The organism is Pseudomonas sp. F-14 TE3623 (assembly GCF_053629015.1).
In genome coordinates this window covers 1,386,970-1,407,267 of sequence record NZ_JBRJHM010000001.1, presented here as the reverse complement: position 1 = coordinate 1,407,267, position 20,298 = coordinate 1,386,970, and the positions used below count along the sequence as shown (strand labels likewise).

General features: G+C 60.1%; 17 protein-coding genes. 15 read left to right on the top strand and 2 right to left on the bottom strand.

The window, feature by feature from the left end; translation table 11 throughout:
* Window positions 1–99 precede the first annotated feature (99 nt).
* The 15 genes from AB7M29_RS06330 (at window position 100) to ureC (ending at window position 14,715) form a co-directional block, all read left to right on the top strand.
* Entirely contained in the window at window positions 100–888 is a 789-nt protein-coding gene (locus AB7M29_RS06330) for an ABC transporter ATP-binding protein (protein ID WP_217855673.1), read from the top strand.
* Complete coding sequence (locus AB7M29_RS06325; protein ID WP_454246544.1) at window positions 885–1,844, top strand: ABC transporter substrate-binding protein; 960 nt, start codon at window positions 885–887, stop codon at window positions 1,842–1,844. The genes AB7M29_RS06330 and AB7M29_RS06325 overlap by 4 nt, the downstream gene beginning before the upstream one ends.
* Window positions 1,841–2,851, top strand: a complete 1,011-nt coding sequence (locus tag AB7M29_RS06320; protein ID WP_454246543.1) for a FecCD family ABC transporter permease — start codon at window positions 1,841–1,843, stop codon at window positions 2,849–2,851. Before AB7M29_RS06325 ends, AB7M29_RS06320 begins: the two co-directional genes overlap by 4 nt.
* Window positions 2,852–3,366: 515 nt before the next feature.
* Complete coding sequence (locus tag AB7M29_RS06315; protein WP_454246542.1) at window positions 3,367–3,738, top strand: DUF6124 family protein; 372 nt, start codon at window positions 3,367–3,369, stop codon at window positions 3,736–3,738.
* Window positions 3,739–4,415: 677 nt separating this feature from the next.
* Window positions 4,416–5,681: an urea ABC transporter substrate-binding protein gene (urtA, locus tag AB7M29_RS06310; protein ID WP_454246541.1), complete on the top strand. Its 1,266-nt coding sequence runs from the start codon at window positions 4,416–4,418 to the stop codon at window positions 5,679–5,681.
* Between the two features lie 164 nt (window positions 5,682–5,845).
* Window positions 5,846–7,348: an urea ABC transporter permease subunit UrtB gene (gene urtB / locus AB7M29_RS06305; protein WP_454246540.1), complete on the top strand. Its 1,503-nt coding sequence runs from the start codon at window positions 5,846–5,848 to the stop codon at window positions 7,346–7,348.
* Window positions 7,348–8,427 carry an urea ABC transporter permease subunit UrtC gene (gene urtC / locus AB7M29_RS06300; RefSeq protein ID WP_454246539.1) on the top strand — a complete coding sequence of 360 codons (1,080 nt, stop codon included), beginning with the start codon at window positions 7,348–7,350 and terminating at the stop codon, window positions 8,425–8,427. The genes urtB and urtC overlap by 1 nt, the downstream gene beginning before the upstream one ends.
* A 10-nt stretch (window positions 8,428–8,437) precedes the next feature.
* A complete protein-coding gene (gene urtD, locus AB7M29_RS06295; protein WP_123721452.1) occupies window positions 8,438–9,310 on the top strand; it encodes an urea ABC transporter ATP-binding protein UrtD in 873 nt (290 codons plus the stop codon).
* A 131-nt stretch (window positions 9,311–9,441) separates the two neighbouring features.
* Entirely contained in the window at window positions 9,442–10,140 is a 699-nt protein-coding gene (gene urtE / locus AB7M29_RS06290) for an urea ABC transporter ATP-binding subunit UrtE (RefSeq protein WP_454246538.1), read from the top strand.
* 30 nt (window positions 10,141–10,170) lie between these two features.
* The gene (locus tag AB7M29_RS06285) at window positions 10,171–11,010 is read left to right on the top strand and encodes an urease accessory protein UreD (protein ID WP_217855656.1); all 840 of its coding nucleotides are present in this window, start codon (window positions 10,171–10,173) and stop codon (window positions 11,008–11,010) included.
* 173 nt (window positions 11,011–11,183) lie between these two features.
* Window positions 11,184–11,486 (top strand): urease subunit gamma, encoded by a 303-nt coding sequence (gene ureA, locus AB7M29_RS06280; RefSeq protein WP_007937143.1) that lies wholly within the window; start codon window positions 11,184–11,186, stop codon window positions 11,484–11,486.
* A gap of 9 nt (window positions 11,487–11,495) precedes the next feature.
* The gene (locus AB7M29_RS06275) at window positions 11,496–12,029 is read left to right on the top strand and encodes an N-acetyltransferase family protein (protein WP_454246537.1); all 534 of its coding nucleotides are present in this window, start codon (window positions 11,496–11,498) and stop codon (window positions 12,027–12,029) included.
* A gap of 5 nt (window positions 12,030–12,034) precedes the next feature.
* Window positions 12,035–12,568 (top strand): GNAT family N-acetyltransferase, encoded by a 534-nt coding sequence (locus AB7M29_RS06270; RefSeq protein ID WP_454246536.1) that lies wholly within the window; start codon window positions 12,035–12,037, stop codon window positions 12,566–12,568.
* Window positions 12,568–12,873: an urease subunit beta gene (locus AB7M29_RS06265; protein WP_030128285.1), complete on the top strand. Its 306-nt coding sequence runs from the start codon at window positions 12,568–12,570 to the stop codon at window positions 12,871–12,873. The genes AB7M29_RS06270 and AB7M29_RS06265 overlap by 1 nt, the downstream gene beginning before the upstream one ends.
* Window positions 12,874–13,014: 141 nt before the next feature.
* Entirely contained in the window at window positions 13,015–14,715 is a 1,701-nt protein-coding gene (gene ureC, locus AB7M29_RS06260; RefSeq protein ID WP_217855652.1) for an urease subunit alpha, read from the top strand.
* A gap of 67 nt (window positions 14,716–14,782) precedes the next feature.
* On the opposite strand, the gene AB7M29_RS06255 is transcribed toward ureC, so the two are convergent.
* Window positions 14,783–18,493, bottom strand: a complete 3,711-nt coding sequence (locus AB7M29_RS06255; RefSeq protein WP_454246535.1) for an NEL-type E3 ubiquitin ligase domain-containing protein — start codon at window positions 18,491–18,493, stop codon at window positions 14,783–14,785.
* Entirely contained in the window at window positions 18,397–20,064 is a 1,668-nt protein-coding gene (locus AB7M29_RS06250) for a dermonecrotic toxin domain-containing protein (RefSeq protein ID WP_454246534.1), read from the bottom strand. Before AB7M29_RS06250 ends, AB7M29_RS06255 begins: the two co-directional genes overlap by 97 nt.
* Window positions 20,065–20,298 lie beyond the last annotated feature (234 nt).

Below are 20,298 nucleotides of genomic sequence, written 5' to 3'. Positions count from 1 at the left end.
GCGGGCAAGCCCGCTCCCACAGGATTTGCGCGATCCCTGTGGGAGCGGGCTTGCCCGCGATGGCGTCATCAGCATCACCCAATATCTCAGAGCAAATGCATGACCTCGCTGAACCTCACGAACCTCGCCTGGACACCTCTGGGCCACGGCCATTGCCATCACCAGTTCCAGCTGCGTGATGCATCACTGCACGTGGCCGCCGGTGAGTTCGTCGGGTTGATCGGCCCCAACGGCAGCGGCAAAACCAGCCTGTTGCGTTGCGCCTATCGTTTCAGCAAACCGGAAAGCGGTGAGGTCAAACTCGATCACCACAACGTCTGGAAGCAATCCTCACGCTGGTGCGCGCAACGCATCGCCGTGGTGTTGCAGGAATTCCCCGACGCCTTCGGCCTGACCGTCGAGGAAGTGGTCGCCATGGGCCGAACACCGCACAAAGGCCTGTTTGATGGCGACACCCTTGAAGACCGAAAACTCGCGACCCACGCCCTCGAATCGGTCGGCCTCAAGGGCTTCGAAGAGCACGCCTTTGCCACCCTTTCCGGCGGTGAAAAACAGCGCGTGATCCTCGCCCGCGCCTTGGCTCAACAACCGCAATTGCTGATCCTCGATGAACCGACCAATCACCTCGACCCGCGCTATCAGCTGGAGCTGTTGCAACTGGTCAAGCGTCTGCAGATCGGCACGCTGGCGAGTATTCACGACCTCAATCTGGCAGCGGCCTTCTGCGATCGGCTGTACGTGATCAATCACGGTCGCATCGTGGCCAGCGGCCCGCCCAAAGAAGTCCTGACCGCACAACTGCTGCACAACGTGTTCGGCGTCGACGCCCTGATCGATGACCACCCCTTGCACGGCTACCCACGAATTACCTGGATAACCCAACCATGACTTTGCGTTCCCTGCTGCGCTCCAGCCTCACCATTGCTCTATTGCTGGGCAGCGCCCAAGTGGTTGCCGAAGCCACGCATTACCCGCTGACGATTCAGAGCTGCAACCGCGAAGTCACCTTCAAGGCAGCGCCGAGACACGCGGTCAGCCATGACATCAACATGACCCAGATGATGCTCGCCCTCGGCCTCAAACCAAGGATGGCCGGGTACAGCGGCGTGACGGGCTGGAAATCGGTGACGCCCGAGATGCAGACCATCCTCGATGGCTTACCGGAGCTGGCGGCCAAGTACCCGTCGGTGGAAACCCTGCTCAACGCCAACGTCGACTTCTTCTTCGCCGGTTGGGATTACGGCATGCGCGTCGGCGGTGATCTCACGCCGCAAACCCTGCAACCGCTGGGCATCAACGTCTACGAACTCACCGAGTCCTGCGCCTTCGTCATGAAGCGCCCGCCCGCCAGTCTGGAAGACACTTACAACGACCTGCGCAACCTCGGGAAAATCTTCGACGTGCAGGACCGCGCCAACACCATGATCGCCGAGATGCAGGCGCAAGTGGCCGAGGTGCGCAAGGATCTGCCGACGGAAAAACCTCGGGTGTTTCTCTATGACAGCGGCGAGGATCGGGCCATGACTTCCGGTCGTCTCGGCATGCCTCAAGCGCTGATCGACGCTGCCGGCGGGCACAACATTCTCGACGACGTCGAGGCGAGCTGGACTCGGGTTAATTGGGAGAACGTGGTCGAGCGCAATCCGCAGGTGATCGTGATCGTCGATTACGGCGAAGTCACCGCCGAGCAGAAGGAACAATTCCTGCTGAACAATCAGGCTCTGCAATCGGTGGACGCGATCAAGAACCAGCGCTTCATCGTCATCCCGTACGTGCAAGCCACGCCCGGGATCGACAACGTGCTGGCGGTCGAAACCCTGGCCAAGGGTTTCCACGGCGAATGATCGATCGTCGCTATGCCTTGTTGCTGATGGCCCTCGGCGCGCTGTTGCTGGTGTCGTGCGTGGTGTCGCTGGGCTTCGGCCCGGCACGGGTGCCGGTGGAGGTGGTGTGGAGAATATTGCTGCACAAGATTTTTGGTTTCGGTGCTCCGGACTGGACGGCCGGCCAGGAACACATCGTCTGGCTGATCCGCGTGCCGCGCATGTTGCTCGGTGCACTGGTGGGCGCCGGCCTGGCGTTGATTGGCGCGGTGCTGCAAGCGGTGACGCGCAATCCGCTGGCGGATCCGCACCTGCTCGGTGTGACCTCCGGCGCGACCCTCGGCGCGGTGATTGTGGTGCTGCATGTCGGTGAGATTGTCGGGTTGCTGACGTTGCCCATCGCGGCATTTATTGGCGCGCTGCTGAGCATGTTGATCGTGCTGATGATTGCCAATCGTCATGGGCGGCTGGACAGTGATCGGCTGCTGTTGTGCGGCGTGGCGGTGTCGTTCGTGATGATGGCGATCGCCAATTTGCTGTTGTTTCTCGGGGATCATCGCGCCAGTTCTGCGGTGATGTTCTGGATGCTTGGCGGGCTCGGTCTGGCGCGCTGGGAATTGCTCGCGGTGCCGGCGGCGAGTGTGTTGCTCGGGTTGGTGTTGTTGCTGGGGATGGCTCGGCCGTTGAATGCGTTGATGGCGGGTGAACAGACCGCCGTGACTCTCGGCTTGAATGCTCGCACCGTGCGGTTGCGGGTGTTTTTGATTGCTTCGTTGATGACTGGGGTGTTGGTGTCGATCAGCGGGTCCATCGGGTTTGTCGGGCTGATGGTGCCGCACATTGCGCGGCGGTTGGTGGGCGCTGAACACCGGCGATTGCTGCCGGTGTGCGTCTTGCTGGGCAGCCTGTTCCTCGTCTGGGTGGATGTGGCCGCACGCACCCTGATCGCCCCGGAAGACTTGCCCATCGGCGTCGCCACCGCCGCCATTGGCGGGTTGTTCTTCATCGGCCTGATGCGCCGCCGCTGACACACCCCGTTCAAAACTGTGGGAGCGGGCTTGCTCGCGAAAGCGGTCTGTCAGACACATTGATGCCTGTGCCGCCCTCTTCGCGAGCAAGCCCGCTCCCACAGGAGTTGCGATCCTGTGCCTGTTTTGATCGTTCCCACGCTCCCGTGTGGGAACGCCGCCAGGGACGCTCCGCGTTCCGCTTCTGAATGTTTAATGGATGTGTCAAAACAGGGAACTTTCCCACGCCTTTTTCAGGTTGTTCGTCGGACGCGAGCCCTCTAGTCTTGGGCTGTCGCTGAAAACTCAGCGATCGGGTGTGAGAGCCCGGAAGAGGTTTTAATCCATCGCCAGTACCACCATAATCGCCGACAGCTTATCCGCTGCCTGCAATGCTCTATGGCGGCTGTGTGCGGGCGGACTTCGGTCCGGCCGGGTTTGATCCTCTACCGGTTTCTCACTCCGCACATAGCTGCCACCACTCCGTCGCGTGAGAAACGACGAGTGATGGCTTCAACTGATTAGAGGACATTTCAATGAATAAGAAACTCGTACCAGACCCACCCTTCAATACCACCACCCCCAACGCCGAAGCCTCGCGCACTGAAGAATTACTCAAAGACCGCGAAGCCATAAAACGCGCCCTCGACTACTACCTCGATCCCCCGGCGCAATACACCGAAAAACCCCGTCGCCCCAGCACCATGTTCATCGTCGCCCCGAATATGGATACCGAAAGCCTCCTGGCCCACGCCTACGAATCGTTGGCCTCAGCGAGTGTCCTGGCCAGCGATTTCGCCAACAATCTAATCGGCCCGCAGCGCCACACGGCATTGGCGATCCAACAGGTCATCATGCTGGCAGAGCTGGCGGTGAACCGGGCGCTGGATAACGTCGATCCGGCGTAGACACACCGCAAACAATGTGGGAGCGGGCTTGCTCGCGAAGACGGCGACACATCCAACATCACCGAGACTGACACACCGCTTTCGCGAGCAAGCCCGCTCCCACAGGATTTGTGTCGTACACAGATTTTGTATATGCCCGCTCCCACAGGGATTATCGTTGCTCACAGATTCCGCGCACGACACACATCTACTGTGGGAGCTGGCTTGCTCGCGAAGACGGCGGCACATCCAACATCACCGAGACTGACACACCGCTTTCGCGAGCAAGCCCGCTCCCACAGGATTTGTGTCGTACACAGATTTTGTATATGCCCGCTCCCACAGGGATTATCGTTGCTCACAGATTCCGCGCACGACACACATCTACTGTGGGAGCTGGCTTGCTCGCGAAGACGGCGACACATTCAACATCACTGTGACTGACCCACCGCTTTCGCGAGCAAGCCCGCTCCCACATTTGATCTGCGGTGTCTGCACTGCCTGCGCCCCAATGTGGCGCATCTCTTCGCACCAACGTGCCAGTCGCGGTCCTTCATGGTGCGTCGCCCACACCGCGCAACCGCTCTAATACGACATTTCCTTGCCCTTGTCCGACCGGGCACAGCCCTTGCTAAAGACCCTTCAGTCGTCCGCATCTGCCAACCATAAAAAACTTTAACGTTCATGGAGATCGCACAATGAAGCGTCGCAGTTTGATCAAGGCTTTCACACTATCGGCAAGCATTGCCGCGATGGGCATGGCCTGGACGGTCCAGGCCGCCGAGACCATCAAGGTCGGTATTCTGCATTCGTTGTCCGGCACCATGGCGATCTCCGAAACCTCGCTCAAAGACATGGCGTTGATGACCATCGACGAAATCAATGCCAAGGGCGGCGTGAACGGCAAGATGCTCGAACCGGTGGTGGTTGACCCGGCATCGAACTGGCCGCTGTTCGCCGAAAAGGGCCGGCAGTTGCTGACTCAGGACAAGGTGGCGGTGGTGTTCGGTTGCTGGACCTCGGTGTCGCGTAAATCGGTGCTGCCGGTGTTCGAAGAACTCAATGGCCTGCTGTTCTACCCGGTGCAGTACGAAGGCGAAGAGATGTCGCCGAACGTGTTCTACACCGGCGCGGCGCCTAACCAGCAGGCGATTCCGGCGGTGGAATACTTGAGGAGCGAAGAAGGCGGCAGCGCCAAGCGCTACTTCCTGCTGGGCACCGACTACGTTTACCCGCGCACCACCAACAAGATTCTGCGCTCGTTCCTGCACTCCAAAGGTGTGGCCGACAAGGACATCGAAGAGGTCTACACCCCGTTCGGCCACAGCGATTACCAGACCATCGTGGCCAACATTAAAAAATTCTCCGCCGGTGGCAAGACGGCGGTCATCTCCACGGTCAACGGCGACTCCAACGTGCCGTTCTATAAAGAGCTGGCCAACCAGGGCCTGAAAGCCACCGACGTTCCGGTCGTGGCGTTCTCCGTGGGCGAAGAAGAACTGCGTGGCATCGACACCAAACCGCTGGTGGGCAACCTCGCGGCGTGGAACTACTTCGAGTCGGTCGAGAACCCGCAGAACAAAAAATTCGTCGCCGACTGGAAAGCCTACGCCAAGAAACACAACCTGCCGGGCGCCGACAAAGCGGTGACCAACGACCCGATGGAAGCCACCTACGTCGGCATCCACATGTGGGCGCAAGCGGCGGAGAAAGCCAAGTCCACCGACGTCGACAAAGTCCGTGAAGCCCTGGCCGGCCAGACCTTCGCTGCGCCGTCCGGCTACACCCTGACCATGGACAAGACCAACCACCACCTGCACAAGCCGGTGATGATCGGCGAGATCCAGGCCGACGGTCAGTTCAACGTGGTGTGGCAGACCGAGGGGCCGATCCGCGCCCAACCGTGGAGCCCTTTTATCTCGGGTAATGACAAGAAGCCGGATTATGCGGTGAAGAGCAACTAAGCCACTGAATGTCGGGCCCGGGCATGGAGCTCAGGGCTGACATAACCCCCTGTGGGAGCGGGCTTGCTCGCGAAAGCGGTGTGACAAGCAACATCGATGGCGACTGACACACCGCCTTCGCGAGCAAGTCCGCTCCCACATTAAGTTCGCGCAAGGCCAATGACATGCCCACTGCCCTTTACCGACTCATTTTCGCCATCGCACTTTTGCTGCCGATGGCCGCCCACGCCGGCGACGCCGAAGACTTCGTCGCAGCCAATCCCGTGCAACAAGCAAAACTTCTGGAAGCCTGGGCCGCGCAGCCTGATCCGGTCCGTATCGAACTGATCAACGCCCTGCAACAAGGCGAATTGACTGTCGATGGCCAACCGAAAACCCTGCGCCTGAATAACCGCCTGCGCGGTCTGATCGACACCGCTTTGGCCAGCCACCAATTGCTCGCCGCCGATTCCAAAATCCGCTTGGCCGCCGCGCAGCAGTTGCAGAAAAGCGCAAAACCCGCACAGCTGAAATTCCTCGACCAGCAACTGGCTGGCGAAAAAGATGAAACCGTTCACGCAGCTCTGAGCCTGGCACTGGCCAACCTGCAACTGGTCGACACCGACCCCGCCGTACGCCTCGCCGCCGTGCGATTGCTTGGCGAAACCGGCGACCCATTGGCCCGCACCCGCCTCGAAGGTCTGCTTGAACCCCGCGTCGAAGCCGATGCCAATGTACGCACCGCCGCCGAAACCAGCCTGGCCCAGGTCAAACGCAAACTGTTGATCGGCGAGATGCTTGGGCAGGCCTTTAGCGGCATGTCCCTCGGTTCGATTCTGCTGCTGGCGGCCCTCGGGTTGGCAATCACCTTCGGCCTGCTCGGCGTGATCAACATGGCCCACGGCGAGATGCTGATGCTCGGCGCTTATTCGACGTACGTGGTGCAGTTGATGTTCCAGCGCTTCGCCCCGCAAGCCATCGAGTTCTACCCGCTGATTGCTTTGCCGGTGGCGTTTTTTGTCACCGCCGGGATCGGCATGGCGCTGGAGCGCACGGTGATTCGTCACCTCTACGGCCGCCCATTGGAAACCCTGCTGGCGACGTGGGGCATCAGCCTGATGCTGATTCAGTTGGTGCGCCTGGTGTTCGGCGCGCAGAACGTCGAAGTGGCCAACCCTGCGTGGTTGTCGGGCGGGATTCAGGTGCTGCCGAACCTGGTGCTGCCGTACAACCGCATCGTGATCATCGCGTTCGCCTTGTTTGTGGTGGTGCTGACCTGGCTGTTGCTGAACAAGACTCGCCTCGGTTTGAACGTGCGCGCCGTCACCCAGAACCGCAACATGGCCGCCTGCTGCGGCGTACCGACCGGGCGCGTCGACATGCTCGCCTTCGGCCTCGGCTCCGGCATTGCCGGCCTCGGCGGTGTGGCGCTCAGCCAGATCGGCAACGTCGGCCCAGACCTCGGCCAGAGCTACATCATCGACTCGTTCCTGGTGGTGGTACTCGGCGGTGTCGGTCAATTGGCCGGTAGCGTGCTGGCCGCCTTCGGTCTGGGCATCGCCAACAAAATTCTCGAACCGCAGATCGGTGCGGTGCTGGGCAAAATCCTGATCCTCGCGCTGATCATTCTGTTCATCCAGAAACGTCCGCAAGGCCTCTTCGCACTGAAAGGACGGGTGATCGACTGATGAACCAGCCCCTACTCGTTACCGCAACACAAAAAGCCGGCCCCAAAGTCACGATTGCCGTTGGCGCAGTGATCCTCGCTCTGCTGCTGGCGTTGCCATTGCTGTCGTTATTGCCGGCGGACAGCGCGCTGCATGTCTCCGCATATACGTTGACCTTGGTGGGCAAGATTCTTTGCTACGCCATCGTCGCTCTGGCCCTCGATCTGGTCTGGGGTTACGCCGGCCTGTTGTCACTGGGTCACGGTCTGTTCTTCGCTCTCGGCGGTTATGCGATGGGCATGTACCTGATGCGCCAGGCCTCGGGTGATGGCTTGCCGGCGTTCATGACGTTCCTGTCGTGGACCGAATTGCCGTGGTACTGGACAGGCACCAGCAGCTTCCTCTGGGCTATGTGCCTGGTGGTGTTGGCGCCGGGCCTGCTCGCGCTGGTGTTCGGTTTCTTCGCCTTCCGTTCGCGGATCAAGGGCGTGTATTTCTCGATCATGACCCAGGCCCTGACCTTCGCCGGGATGCTACTGTTTTTCCGCAACGAAACCGGGTTTGGTGGCAACAACGGCTTTACCAACTTCCGCACCATTCTCGGGTTTGGCATCACCGAACCGGGGACGCGTGCGGTGTTGTTTTTCGCCACGGTGCTGTTGCTGGTGGCGAGCTTGTTCATCGGTTGGCGGCTGGCGCAGAGCAAGTTCGGCCGGGTGCTGACCGCGTTGCGCGATGCGGAAAACCGCTTGATGTTCTGCGGCTACGACCCGCGCGGCTTCAAGTTGTTTGTCTGGGTCTTGAGCGCGGTGCTGTGCGGCTTGGCCGGCGCGCTGTATGTGCCGCAAGTCGGGATCATCAACCCGAGTGAAATGTCGCCGACCAACTCCATCGAAGCCGCCGTGTGGGTGGCGCTGGGTGGTCGCGGAACGTTGATCGGTCCGCTGCTCGGCGCGGGTGTGGTCAATGGGATGAAGAGCTGGTTCACCGTGGCGTTTCCGGAATACTGGCTGTTCTTCCTCGGCGCGCTGTTCATCGTCGTGACGTTGTACCTGCCCAAGGGTGTGATCGGGTTGCTGAAGAAAAGGGGTGAACAATGAGGCTTGTAAAATGAGAACCACTGCAACGGCTGAATTCATGCTTGAGCCGGCCTTTTTTCCGCCGCTGGAGCCCAACAGGGACGCCGGCAGCAGCCGCGATGCCATCGGCCTCGGCCAGAGCGCCGGCAAAGGTCTGAATACCCGACACGGCACCATCCTGACCCTCGAAGACATCAGCGTCAGCTTCGATGGTTTCAAGGCGCTGAACGATCTGAACCTGTACATCGGCGTCGGCGAATTGCGCTGCATTATCGGCCCCAACGGCGCAGGCAAGACCACGCTGATGGACGTAATTACCGGCAAGACCCGGCCCAGCCACGGCAAAGCCTGGTTCGGTGAAACCCTCGATCTGACGCAGATGAGTGAAGTGCAGATTGCCCAGGCCGGCATCGGCCGCAAATTCCAGAAGCCGACGGTGTTCGAAGCCCTGAGCGTGTTCGAAAACCTGGAGTTGGCGCAGAAAACCGACAAGTCGGTATGGGCCAGCCTGCGGGCTCGTCTCAGTGGCGAGCAGAAAGATCGCATCAGCGAAGTGCTGGAAACCATTCGCCTGACCGCCTCGGTCAATCGCCCGGCGGGGTTGTTGTCCCACGGTCAGAAGCAGTTTCTGGAAATCGGCATGCTGCTGATGCAAGACCCGCAACTGCTGCTGCTCGATGAGCCGGTGGCGGGCATGACCGACGCCGAAACCGAATTCACTGCCGAGTTGTTCAAGAGCCTGGCGGGCAAGCATTCGCTGATGGTGGTGGAACACGACATGGGCTTCGTCGGCTCGATCGCCGACCACGTCACCGTGTTGCACCAGGGCAGCGTGCTGGCCGAAGGGTCGCTGGAACAGGTGCAGGACAATGAACGGGTGATCGAGGTGTACCTCGGTCGTTAGATTGCAAACACATTCCAATGTGGGAGCGGGCTTGCTCGCGAAGGCGGTGTGTCAGGCGACCCAAATGTTGAATTTGAATCCGTCTTCGCGAGCAAGCCCGCTCCCACAGGGGATTGAGGGGAATTTAGAACATGCTGCAAGTCGACAAGCTGCACCAGTACTACGGCGGTAGCCACATCCTGCGGGGCTTGACGTTTGAGGTGAAGGTCGGCGAAGTCACCTGCCTGCTCGGACGCAATGGCGTGGGCAAGACCACCCTGCTCAAATGCCTGATGGGTTTGCTGCCGGCCAAGGAAGGCGCGGTGAACTGGGAAGGCAAACCGATCACCACGTTCAAGCCGCACCAACGGGTGCATGCCGGCATCGCTTATGTGCCTCAGGGCCGGGAAATCTTTGGCCGACTGACCGTGGAAGAAAACCTGCTGATGGGCCTGTCGCGGTTTCCCGGCTCTGAAGCGAAGGAAGTCCCGGCGTTCATCTACGAGCTGTTCCCGGTGCTGCTGCAAATGAAGCAACGGCGCGGCGGTGATTTGTCTGGTGGTCAGCAACAGCAACTGGCTATTGGTAGAGCACTGGCCAGCCGACCACGGCTGCTGATTCTCGACGAGCCCACCGAAGGCATTCAGCCGTCGGTGATCAAGGAAATCGGCGCGGTGATCAAGCAGCTTGCAGCACGCGGCGATATGGCGATCTTGCTGGTGGAGCAGTTCTACGATTTCGCCGCCGAACTGGCCGATCAGTACCTGGTGATGTCCCGGGGCGAGATCCTGCAGCAGGGTCGCGGTGAAAATATGGAAGCCGAAGGTGTCCGTGGACTGGTTACGATCTAACCTGCAGTTTCCTGACGATAATCAGAAATCATGAATTTACCTGCCCCCATCACGCTGTTCACTCCCAGCTGGCATGCCGAGCTGGAACTCGGCTACGCCCGTTTCGGCGACAGCACACGCCCGGTGCAGCGTCGCCACAAAGGCCCGCTGCGGGTGCAGAAGCATTTGTACGCCGAAGGCCCCGAGGTGTGTCAGCACATTATCGTCCACCCGCCGGGCGGGATTGCCGGGGGTGATCGGCTGGACATCTCGGCCAGCGTCGGCACGGACGCCTGGGCGCAAATCACCAGCCCCGGCGCCGCCAAGTGGTATCGCGCGGCGGGGCCGGCTTATCAGAAACTCGACCTGCACGTGGCTGCCGGTGCTACGTTGGAGTGGCTGCCGCAAGAGACGATTATCTTCAGCGATGCTCAGGCGGAACTCAGCACCAGCATCGACCTTGAGGGCGATGCGCGGTTGTTCTACTGGGACGTGGTGGCGCTGGGTCGCCCGGCCAGTGGCGAGCGCTTCGACCTCGGGCACTTTCAGGCGCACCTGGATATCCGCCGCGACGGCCAGTTGCTCTGGCACGAACGCCAGCGCATTGTCGGGAATGATGGCTTGCTGGATTCGCCGATAGGCCTGGATGGCCAACCGGTGTTTGCGTCGTTGCTGGTGACGGGTGAAATCGATAGCGAATTGCTGGACAAGTGCCGCTCGCTGCCCAATGACGTGCGCGGAGATCTGACGCAGCTGCCGGGGCTTTTGGTCGCCCGCTGCCTGGCCAGTGAAGCGCTGTTGGCACGTGGTTGGCTGATTGATTTGTGGCGGTTATTGCGCCCGGCGCTACTGGGCCGCGAAGCCATACCACCGCGAATCTGGAGTACCTGAAATGCGATTCAATGTGGGAGCGGGCTTGCTCGCGAAGGCGGCGGGTCAGTCAGCATCGTTGTCGAATGACACACCGCTTTCGCGAGCAAGTCGGAATGCCGCACCACCGCTCCCACAGGTTTTTTATTCACAAATCCGAATACCTTTTTATCTGCCCAGATGGATTCCAAACGATGGACCTGACCCCACGCGAAAAAGACAAGCTGCTGATCTTCACCGCCGGCCTCGTGGCCGAGCGGCGTTTGGCTCGCGGCGTGAAGCTCAATTACCCGGAGGCCATGGCCTATATTTCCGCGGCGCTGCTCGAAGGCGCGCGGGACGGCCAGACCGTGGCCGAGCTGATGCATTACGGCACCACCCTGCTGAGCCGCGAACAAGTGATGGAAGGCATCCCGGAAATGATCCCGGAGATCCAGGTCGAAGCGACGTTCCCCGACGGCACCAAACTGGTCACCGTTCACCAACCGATCGCCTGAGGCTGCGCCATGACTTACCACATCCGCGATGCGTTGCTCGCCGACCTGCCCGCGATCCGCGACATCTACAACGACGCCGTGCGGAGCACCACGGCGATCTGGAACGAACAGGCCGTGGACCTGGGCAACCGCCAGGCCTGGTTCTGCGCCCGACAAGACCAGGGTTATCCGATCCTGGTGATCGTCGACGGCGATAACACCGTACTCGGCTACGCTTCATTCGGTGACTGGCGCCCGTTCGATGGGTTCCGCCACACGGTCGAACACTCGGTGTACGTGCGCAACGACCAGCGGGGCAATGGCCTCGGGCCGCAACTGATGGAAGCGCTGATCGAACGCGCCAAAGGCTGCAACAAACACGTGATGGTCGCCGCCATCGAAAGCGGTAACGGCGCCTCGATTCGGCTGCACGAGAGGGCCGGCTTCGTCGTCACCGGCCAAATGCCGCAGGTGGGCACCAAGTTCGGCCGCTGGCTGGATCTGACCTTCATGCAACTGATCCTCGACCCGGGCGCAATGCCACCCGGTCCCCACAAGGAGTGATACCCATGAACGCCGCCCAACTGCGCCGCGTCAATGTTGAAAGCTTTGCGCACTATCGTCAGGGTTTGATTGATTTGCTGCTCGACGCCGTCGGCTATGGCGCCAGTGTCGGGTTCATGGCGGATCTGGACGCGACCCAGGCCCGAACCTATTTCGATGAAGTCCAGGAGAACCTGAACAAAGGCAACGTGCTGCTGTGGGTGGTGGTCAAGGACGAACAGGTGCAGGCCAGCGTGCAACTGACGTTGTGCCAGAAAGCCAATGGGCTCAATCGCGCCGAAGTGCAGAAATTGCTGGTGCGTGAACACGCCCGTCGTCGCGGTCTGGGCCAACAGATGATGCATGCCCTTGAGCTTGCAGCCCGCCAACACAAACGCGGCATGCTCTACCTCGACACCGAGGCCGGCTCCCCCGCCGAAGACTTCTACAAGGCGATGGGCTACACCCGCGCCGGCGAAATCCCCGACTACGCCTGCGACCCGAACGGCCGCTACAAACCGACGGCCCTTTACTACAAGATTCTCCAAGGAGCCCATTGATGATTCCCGGTGAATACCAGATCCAGCCCGGCGACATCGAACTCAACGTTGGCCGCCGCACCCTCAGTTTGAAGGTGGCCAACAGCGGCGACCGGCCGATCCAGGTCGGCTCGCATTATCACTTCTTCGAAACCAACGACGCCCTGACCTTCGACCGCGCCGCCAGCCGCGGCATGCGCCTGAACATCCCCGCCGGCACCGCCGTGCGCTTCGAACCGGGGCAGAGCCGCGAGGTCGAGTTGGTGGATCTGGCCGGGCATCGCCGGGTGTTCGGGTTTGCCGGGCGGATTATGGGGGATCTCTAAGTGATGCAGCGTCTGTCCCGGCCCCTTCGCGAGCAAGCCCGCTCCCACATAGGAATGCGATCGAATGTGGGAGCGGGCTTGCTCGCGAATCTGTGAGCGAAGCGAACAGTCTCAAACTCAATTGAATCTCAAGGCGAACGAATGAAAATCTCCCGTCAGGCCTACGCCGACATGTTCGGCCCCACCGTCGGTGACAAGGTCCGTCTGGCCGACACCGAGCTGTGGATCGAAGTGGAGCAGGACTTCACCACCTACGGTGAAGAAGTGAAATTCGGCGGCGGCAAAGTCATTCGCGATGGCCAGGGCCAGAGCCAATTATTGGCCGCAGAAGTGGTCGACACCCTGATCACCAACGCGCTGATCATCGACCACTGGGGCATCGTCAAGGCGGACGTCGGCCTCAAGGACGGGCGCATCGCGGCCATCGGCAAGGCCGGCAACCCGGACATCCAGCCCAACGTCACCATCGCGGTTGGCGCCAGCACCGAAGTGATCGCCGGTGAAGGCATGATCCTCACCGCCGGCGGCATCGACACCCATATCCACTTCATCTGCCCGCAGCAGATCGAAGAAGCGCTGATGAGCGGCGTCACCACCATGATCGGCGGCGGCACTGGCCCGGCCACCGGCACCAATGCCACCACTTGCACCTCCGGGCCATGGCACCTGGCGCGCATGCTTCAGGCCGCCGATGCGTTTCCGATGAACATCGGCTTCACCGGCAAGGGCAACGCCAGCCTGCCAGAGCCGTTGATCGAACAGGTCAAGGCCGGCGCTATCGGCCTCAAGCTGCACGAAGACTGGGGCACCACCCCGGCGAGTATCGACAACTGCCTGAACGTGGCCGATCAGTACGACGTGCAGGTGGCGATCCATACCGACACCTTGAACGAGTCCGGCTTCGTCGAAACCACCCTCGCCGCTTTCAAGGGCCGCACCATCCACACCTACCACACCGAAGGCGCCGGTGGCGGTCATGCCCCGGACATCATCAAGGCCTGCGGTTTTGCCAACGTGCTGCCGAGCTCCACCAACCCGACCCGGCCGTTCACCCGCAACACCATCGACGAACACCTCGACATGCTGATGGTCTGCCACCACCTGGACCCGAGCATTGCCGAAGACGTGGCCTTCGCCGAAAGCCGCATCCGCCGCGAAACCATCGCCGCCGAAGACATCCTTCACGACCTCGGCGCGTTCTCGATGATCAGCTCCGACAGTCAGGCCATGGGCCGCGTCGGTGAAGTCATCACGCGCACCTGGCAGACCGCTGACAAAATGAAAAAGCAGCGTGGCCCGCTGCCCGGTGACGGCGAAGGTAACGACAACTTCCGCGCCAAACGCTACATCGCCAAATACACCATCAACCCGGCGATCACCCACGGCATCAGCCATGAAGTGGGCTCGGTGGAAGTGGGTAAATGGGCCGATCTGGTGCTCTGGCGCCCGGCGTTTTTCGGGGTCAAACCGACGCTGATCCTCAAGGGTGGCGCCATTGCGGCCAGCCTGATGGGCGACGCCAACGCTTCGATCCCGACACCGCAGCCGGTGCACTACCGCCCGATGTTCGCCAGTTACGGCGGCTCGTTGCACGCCACCAGCCTGACCTTTATCAGTCAGGCGGCGCAGCAGGCTGGCTTGCCCGAAGCGTTGGGGCTGAAGAAGAAAATCGCCGTGGTCAAAGGCTGTCGCGACGTGCAGAAAACCGACCTGATCCACAACGATTACCTGCCAGACATCGACGTCGATCCGCAAACCTATCAGGTCAAGGCCGACGGTGTGTTGCTGTGGTGTGAACCGGCGGATGTATTGCCGATGGCGCAGCGCTACTTCCTGTTCTGAGCCTTCACCCGCAATGAAAAAAGCCTCGGCCAAGGCATATCCCTTGAGCCGAGGCTTCAGCTACGACCTATAGCGAATACTCGGGGTCAATCGTGAAGGGAATATCAACCCTTTGTAGACCCGCTCGATCTATAGCCTGTTGAGTGAGCCGATTCATCAGCGCCTTCATCTGCTCGTCTATTTCACTCAACGCTTGTGTGTATTCCTCCTCCGTCATGGCACGCCCGTGAGCGAACTCGTCTTCCGGTTTGCCTGACTCTACGGCCAGCGCTTTGATTTGCATCTCAAGGTCGGCCATTTGCGCTACAGAAAGATCTGTCCCGTTGGCCCGTCTCTGCAAGGCGTCCTGTAAGTCAGTGGTTACGTCGATTCGGCGCTTGAAGCCGTTGAAAGCTTCCCGGTTCGAATCCTCCAGCCAGGCTTTCCAGAGCGGTTGCTTGAGAATCTGGTCGCGCAGCAGGTCACCTTCCTCCAAGGCTTTGACCCGCTCAAACGCCGCCTCGATCATCTCTTTCGTCACACCCGCCATCTTGCGAAATCGCATGCCCCGGGCTTGCCACGGAAGATCCAGACGCTCGGCCAGATCAGTCATGTAGGCCAGATGGACTTCGACTTCATCAATGGTTCCGGTGACTTCCCCTTCAGGGTCGATTCGCCTGAACTGTTCCCCCTCGGCCAACCGTGCAGCGACTCGCTGACGAGCGATGGCCCCAAGCTCATCCAGCCGGGATTTTCCTCGAGCCAGTTCAAGCAACTGAGGTTCAATCAGGTCCGGGCGGATCAACCTGTAGGCTTCGTGAATGAGCACTTCCACCCCCATGGCATTGAACAGCTGCGTGCCGCCGTCCACGCACTCCGTGGGCGTAACAGCCTCGCTGAAGAGCTTTGCCCGCAACTCGCTGTTATCGGCCATGGCCTCCAGCATTCGCCAGACTTTCGCCGTCAACTCTTCGCAATAGGTGCCGCCTTCATTGAAATCGGCGGACTGGGTGAGTTGCCTGATCTCATTGAAAAAGGCCTCCGAGTGGAACTCATCTTCAACCGCGTTCCAGATCTCCTCTCTGGCCTGCCACTGGAGCTCGGACATTCCATGCGCCCAATCGGCGCTGTCCAGTGTGCCTCGGGGCGGGAATGTGCGCTCGGGATCCAGGCCGACCGATTCGATGTAAAGCTTGAGGGTGTTCAGATTCTTCGCCGATAGCCATTGCGGTTCGCGACTGAGAAATGTGCGGGCCAGCAATTCGGCGCGGAACGAACCCGGTGCTACCTCCGGTACTCGACTGAGCGGATTGTTGCGCAGATCGAGGAAAATATTGCGCGGGCGCGGCTGGGAAAACAGTCCGACAGGCCAACTGTCCAGCCCCGTTTCGCTCAACAGCAGCACCTGTAGCCGTGGCATTTGGCTGATATCGGGAGCCAGTTGCAACGGGTTCCCGCGCAACCCTAGCGACCTGAGACGAGTCAGCTTCTTCAGCCGCGCCACCCCCACCGCGTTCAGTTCGATCCGGTTGTCGTTGAGCACCAGATCGGTCAGATGGCTCATGTCATCGATTACCTGCGGTATACCCGTCAACCCATTTCGATCCAGGTTCAGGAATCGCACCCGGCGAAACGGTCGCAGAAAATGTTCCTGCTCAGGCAAGAGGTTGGTGTTAGCCAGGCTCAGGGTAGTGACATGATCGAAGTTGGCCTCCAGCGTCGGCATGTCCGCAAGATGCCGGTTCATGGGCAAACCATCCAGAATCAACGCTTGGGGCTCAAGTATGCCAGGCACCTCGACGCCTCGTGGACCGCTTCTCTGCCAGCATTGCCGGATCGCTTTATAGACCCGGTTTCTTGAGTGCCACTGCGCTACACCCTCCGGGCTGAAACGAAAGGCGGCCGTGGGTGAGTTCATCCAGCGTTGCAGTGCCAGATTCAACTGATTGAACTCTCGCTCCAATACCGCGAGCCGCCCTTGCACCGACCCACCGTTGTGACTGAACGCCGTCAGCAGGCCTTCGATCTGCTCCGGTGTGAAACCCGGGTAGAGCGCACGGGCTCTTCGACGCAGGCCCATCCCGTGCGGTACCTGCTGCGCATAGCCTTGCATGCCGCCACGAAGGCGCATGTTGGCCGGGTCGTAGGTGGGCTTGCGAATGGGGTTTTCCAATAGAATCGGCTCAAGCTGTCGGTGGGCCAATGGGTGCTCTTGAACGGCTTTTTCGAGTTGCGCTGCTTCGTGGATCTGAAAACCCAATGCCTCTCGCTGCCTGTCGGGCAACGCATGCAAGACCGCCGCGTACAGGTTGTCCTCGCCATGCAGGTGTTGATCCAGGTCGTCGCGTGCCTGGTACGTGCCCTTTTCACTGACGATCAACACCTTGCGAGTCGGCGCATCCGCCGAGCCAATACTGTCGAGCAACACCCCCTCGAATGAATATTGTCGAACCTCCAGCCGTAAATCCGTCGGCCATCCAGGAAGGTTTGCCAGGGAGTGCAACTCCAGCCGGGCGGTGTCGGCGTTGTAGACATCTGGCAGGTATAACCCTTCGTAGGCCCGAGTCAGCCGTAGCAGCTGCTCGGCCTCCTCGGCTCGCCGAGACACGGTCAGGGGCAGGCGTTTTTTCTCATTCAGATGCTGTAAGTCACTCGGTTCGGTATCGCGCAACAGCTCTTCGGCCATGCTGGTCGACAGACCCGGGTGATTACTTTTGAGTAAGTTCACCGAGGGGGTTTCCGAGCGCTCGCGAGCGGAATACAGTCGATCGAAGAGGCGTTCCTTGTTTTTTCGCGCCTGCCCGCCAAGCAGATCCCGCACCGCGTCGATACGCTCCTGCCGGTTACCCGACCGCCATTGACCCAGAACATCGTGCAATTGTTGTTCATCAAGGAACTCGACAACACGCTCAGGCAGTTTCCCGTCGAGCACTTCCTTGCGACTCATTTTCAAAGTGTCCGCCGGCAACGCGTTCGCGTAGCCGTCCTTGATCGACAAGCCTGAAAGGCTCGGCGCCTCAAAGACCTCAATGGCCTTGCCTTCGGGCCAGCCCGGCAACTCAGTCATGAACCGTGAGATAAAACCGGCCCATTCTTCACTGATCTGATTGGCGAGAATTCGTTCTGCGCAGGCTTCGGCGTCCGCATACACCTTGAAACGCTTGAGCGTGTCGAGCAGCACGGCAGGCGGGGTTTCATGCTCAACATGCATCCGTCGCAGGGCATCTTCGTGCACACCGCTCACGGTCAGAATCTGCTCCAGCGTCTCATCGGAAAACCCGTCGACCGAAGGCCCCAACCGTCTCAATAATCGGCGCTTGTTCCAGCCCAGCGGTTGATCGAGTTCGGTCTTCCAGCTACCGGCACCGTTGTGCTCCAGCAACGGTTGATACGCGTCGGGACGGCTCGGGTGTTGAAGCCGGTGCAGACCGCTGCCGGAATCTTGTTTGACGCCGTAGTATTTATCGTCGAGACGCAGGAGATCCTGTTCCTGATGCCGGTAAACGCCTTGTTCGCTTGCGGACGCATCCACCGGCAAGGCGACTTTCTGTTCATAGGGCTGCAGATCGGGATTCCACAAGCGCTCCCTGCCCCCATGCTCCACAGGTTTGAGACGCTCGATGAAAGGCGAGACCTTTGGGGTCACGCTGCCCCCGGGCAAAACATGACCCGCGCCCATCAGGGTCAATTGGGCAAAATTGATCAGTACGCCATTGAAGTAGGACGAGGCCTGTTCCTTATCACCCTTGCTCCAGTCTTCGACACCTTCGGCCAGCTCCGCCAACATTTGCGCAACCATGATCCCAGCATCGCCTCCCCTAAGCCGGGGACCAGCATCGCGGCGAAATTGAACAGGTTCCAGCCGATGTCCAGAAAACTGGTCAAGCGTTTGAAACGGCTTGCGGCATCTTCATCATCGGTCGGCACCGCCATTTGCCGGGCGTCGGCAATGGCTTTGTCGCGCCGCTCGCGAAACAGCCTCTCCCAGAGATCGCCGCTGAGCGGGTTGGTGATGGGTTCAGCATCAGGATTCTCGATCGCGGTTTCGCGCCACCACGGGCCCATATCCAGCGGTTGGCGTGGCTGCCAGGTGAACGTCTTGAGGCGTTCGTTGACTCGCGAAAAAAACCGTCCCTTGTCCTTGTGCGCCACGAACCGACTGAAAAAAGCCTGATAGTCCGTCTCTCGCAACTGACCGATCAGCGTATTCAGAAATTCGCTTAACGATGCGTACTCTTTCAATGGGTGATTCGGATCATCGGGAACGTAAGCGATCAACGGGCCGGTCAGACGACTCTGCCGATAAATATCGTCACTGCGAAACATTTCATCGGTGACGCCTTGCGGGCCATTGGCAAAGAACGCTTGCAACAATTTGTACTGTTCATCCTCTTTCCCCGGCAACACCGGGATACGGCGCGACCACTCATTCCAGAACTTCAATGTGGCGGGCGTCAATGCATCAATGGCCCGCTTTATCTCCGAGGGGTCGCTGACCGCACTGAACAGTACGATGCCGGTCAGCCTGAAACCCATCAGCGATAACCGGTGGCTCAGCAGCGGACGCTCATACGAAGTGATATCCGACTGTTGGTTGCGCACCTGCCTCAGCGTGCCGTAGACGTAATCGCTGATTTCCCCCTTCATGCGCGCCACCAGCAATGCGACATCGAAGGCTGCTTTTTCACTGGCGACCGATTGCGCCTGCAAAGTCTGCCGTGCCTGCGCTGCAGTCGGCAGCAGGATGGCTTTGAGGTGCCGTTGGTATTGCCCACCGATGTCCAGCTGCCGGCATTGCGCCGCGAACGCCGGTAGCGTAATCGCCGGGTCCTGCACGAGGCTGCCACGCGAGTCCTTGCGGTAAATGCCGGAACTGTTGCGCCAGGCGTCGCTGCGGGTTTCCGAGTCCTCGAAATTGTGTAAAGCGGCTTCAAGCAAACTGGATTGCCGAACCCGGCTGGCGCCAGTGTCAATTCCGAAGATCATGGTGCTCGGCACTACGAGTTGCACACTCAACTCGTCGATGTTGCCCACGCCATTGAAGCTGGAGCGCATCATCGTGCTCAACAGTGGCTTGGCGAAAGCATTGATATCCTGTTGCAAATGACCCAGCGTCTCGTCCAGCAGCCCTTGCAGGCGCCAGCGCTCGTCAATCAGGGTTTTCAGATACTGGCGGTCGATTTCACGTGCGCCCATGTACCACTCGGGCCACTCGGCGTTCATCCCGAGGAGAGGTTTGAGCCGCGATGCCGATGCAGATTTAATGGCGTTCGGCAGGACGCCGATCACCCGGGCGTAATGAATGCCCTGATTTTCGCCAGTGGAACTGGCATTGGTTTCGATTGAATTGCTTCCCTGCAAATCAGACATGACTCAACAACCTTGGTGTTAAGGGGTAGAGCAACCAGCCTATTCACTCCTGCCGCAAAAAAAAGACCAAATAACTGTTAGGCCAAGGCAGATACCGTTCGAAAATCATGGAGCCGAAAATATATAAATACCGCCTCCGTTGGCTCCGATAGTGCCAGCGCATCAACGGTCGTTTTTTTCAGCCTCCCAAAGGCGCTACTATGCGATTCGCTGCTCCCCTTCCCCTGCCCAGGT

What these genes read in the sequence shown, in the direction of transcription:
- AB7M29_RS06330 (WP_217855673.1), top strand. Translation starts at nt 100, where the DNA reads ATGACCTCGCTGAACCTCACGAACCTCGCCTGGACACCTCTGGGCCAC.
- AB7M29_RS06315 (WP_454246542.1), top strand. Translation starts at nt 3,367, where the DNA reads ATGAATAAGAAACTCGTACCAGACCCACCCTTCAATACCACCACCCCC.
- ureA (WP_007937143.1), top strand. Translation starts at nt 11,184, where the DNA reads ATGGACCTGACCCCACGCGAAAAAGACAAGCTGCTGATCTTCACCGCC.
- urtC (WP_454246539.1), top strand. Translation starts at nt 7,348, where the DNA reads ATGAACCAGCCCCTACTCGTTACCGCAACACAAAAAGCCGGCCCCAAA.
- AB7M29_RS06250 (WP_454246534.1), bottom strand. Translation starts at nt 20,064, where the DNA reads ATGTCTGATTTGCAGGGAAGCAATTCAATCGAAACCAATGCCAGTTCC.
- AB7M29_RS06285 (WP_217855656.1), top strand. Translation starts at nt 10,171, where the DNA reads ATGAATTTACCTGCCCCCATCACGCTGTTCACTCCCAGCTGGCATGCC.
- urtE (WP_454246538.1), top strand. Translation starts at nt 9,442, where the DNA reads ATGCTGCAAGTCGACAAGCTGCACCAGTACTACGGCGGTAGCCACATC.
- AB7M29_RS06270 (WP_454246536.1), top strand. Translation starts at nt 12,035, where the DNA reads ATGAACGCCGCCCAACTGCGCCGCGTCAATGTTGAAAGCTTTGCGCAC.
- urtD (WP_123721452.1), top strand. Translation starts at nt 8,438, where the DNA reads ATGAGAACCACTGCAACGGCTGAATTCATGCTTGAGCCGGCCTTTTTT.
- ureC (WP_217855652.1), top strand. Translation starts at nt 13,015, where the DNA reads ATGAAAATCTCCCGTCAGGCCTACGCCGACATGTTCGGCCCCACCGTC.
- AB7M29_RS06265 (WP_030128285.1), top strand. Translation starts at nt 12,568, where the DNA reads ATGATTCCCGGTGAATACCAGATCCAGCCCGGCGACATCGAACTCAAC.
- AB7M29_RS06255 (WP_454246535.1), bottom strand. Translation starts at nt 18,493, where the DNA reads ATGGTTGCGCAAATGTTGGCGGAGCTGGCCGAAGGTGTCGAAGACTGG.
- urtB (WP_454246540.1), top strand. Translation starts at nt 5,846, where the DNA reads ATGCCCACTGCCCTTTACCGACTCATTTTCGCCATCGCACTTTTGCTG.
- urtA (WP_454246541.1), top strand. Translation starts at nt 4,416, where the DNA reads ATGAAGCGTCGCAGTTTGATCAAGGCTTTCACACTATCGGCAAGCATT.
- AB7M29_RS06320 (WP_454246543.1), top strand. Translation starts at nt 1,841, where the DNA reads ATGATCGATCGTCGCTATGCCTTGTTGCTGATGGCCCTCGGCGCGCTG.
- AB7M29_RS06275 (WP_454246537.1), top strand. Translation starts at nt 11,496, where the DNA reads ATGACTTACCACATCCGCGATGCGTTGCTCGCCGACCTGCCCGCGATC.
- AB7M29_RS06325 (WP_454246544.1), top strand. Translation starts at nt 885, where the DNA reads ATGACTTTGCGTTCCCTGCTGCGCTCCAGCCTCACCATTGCTCTATTG.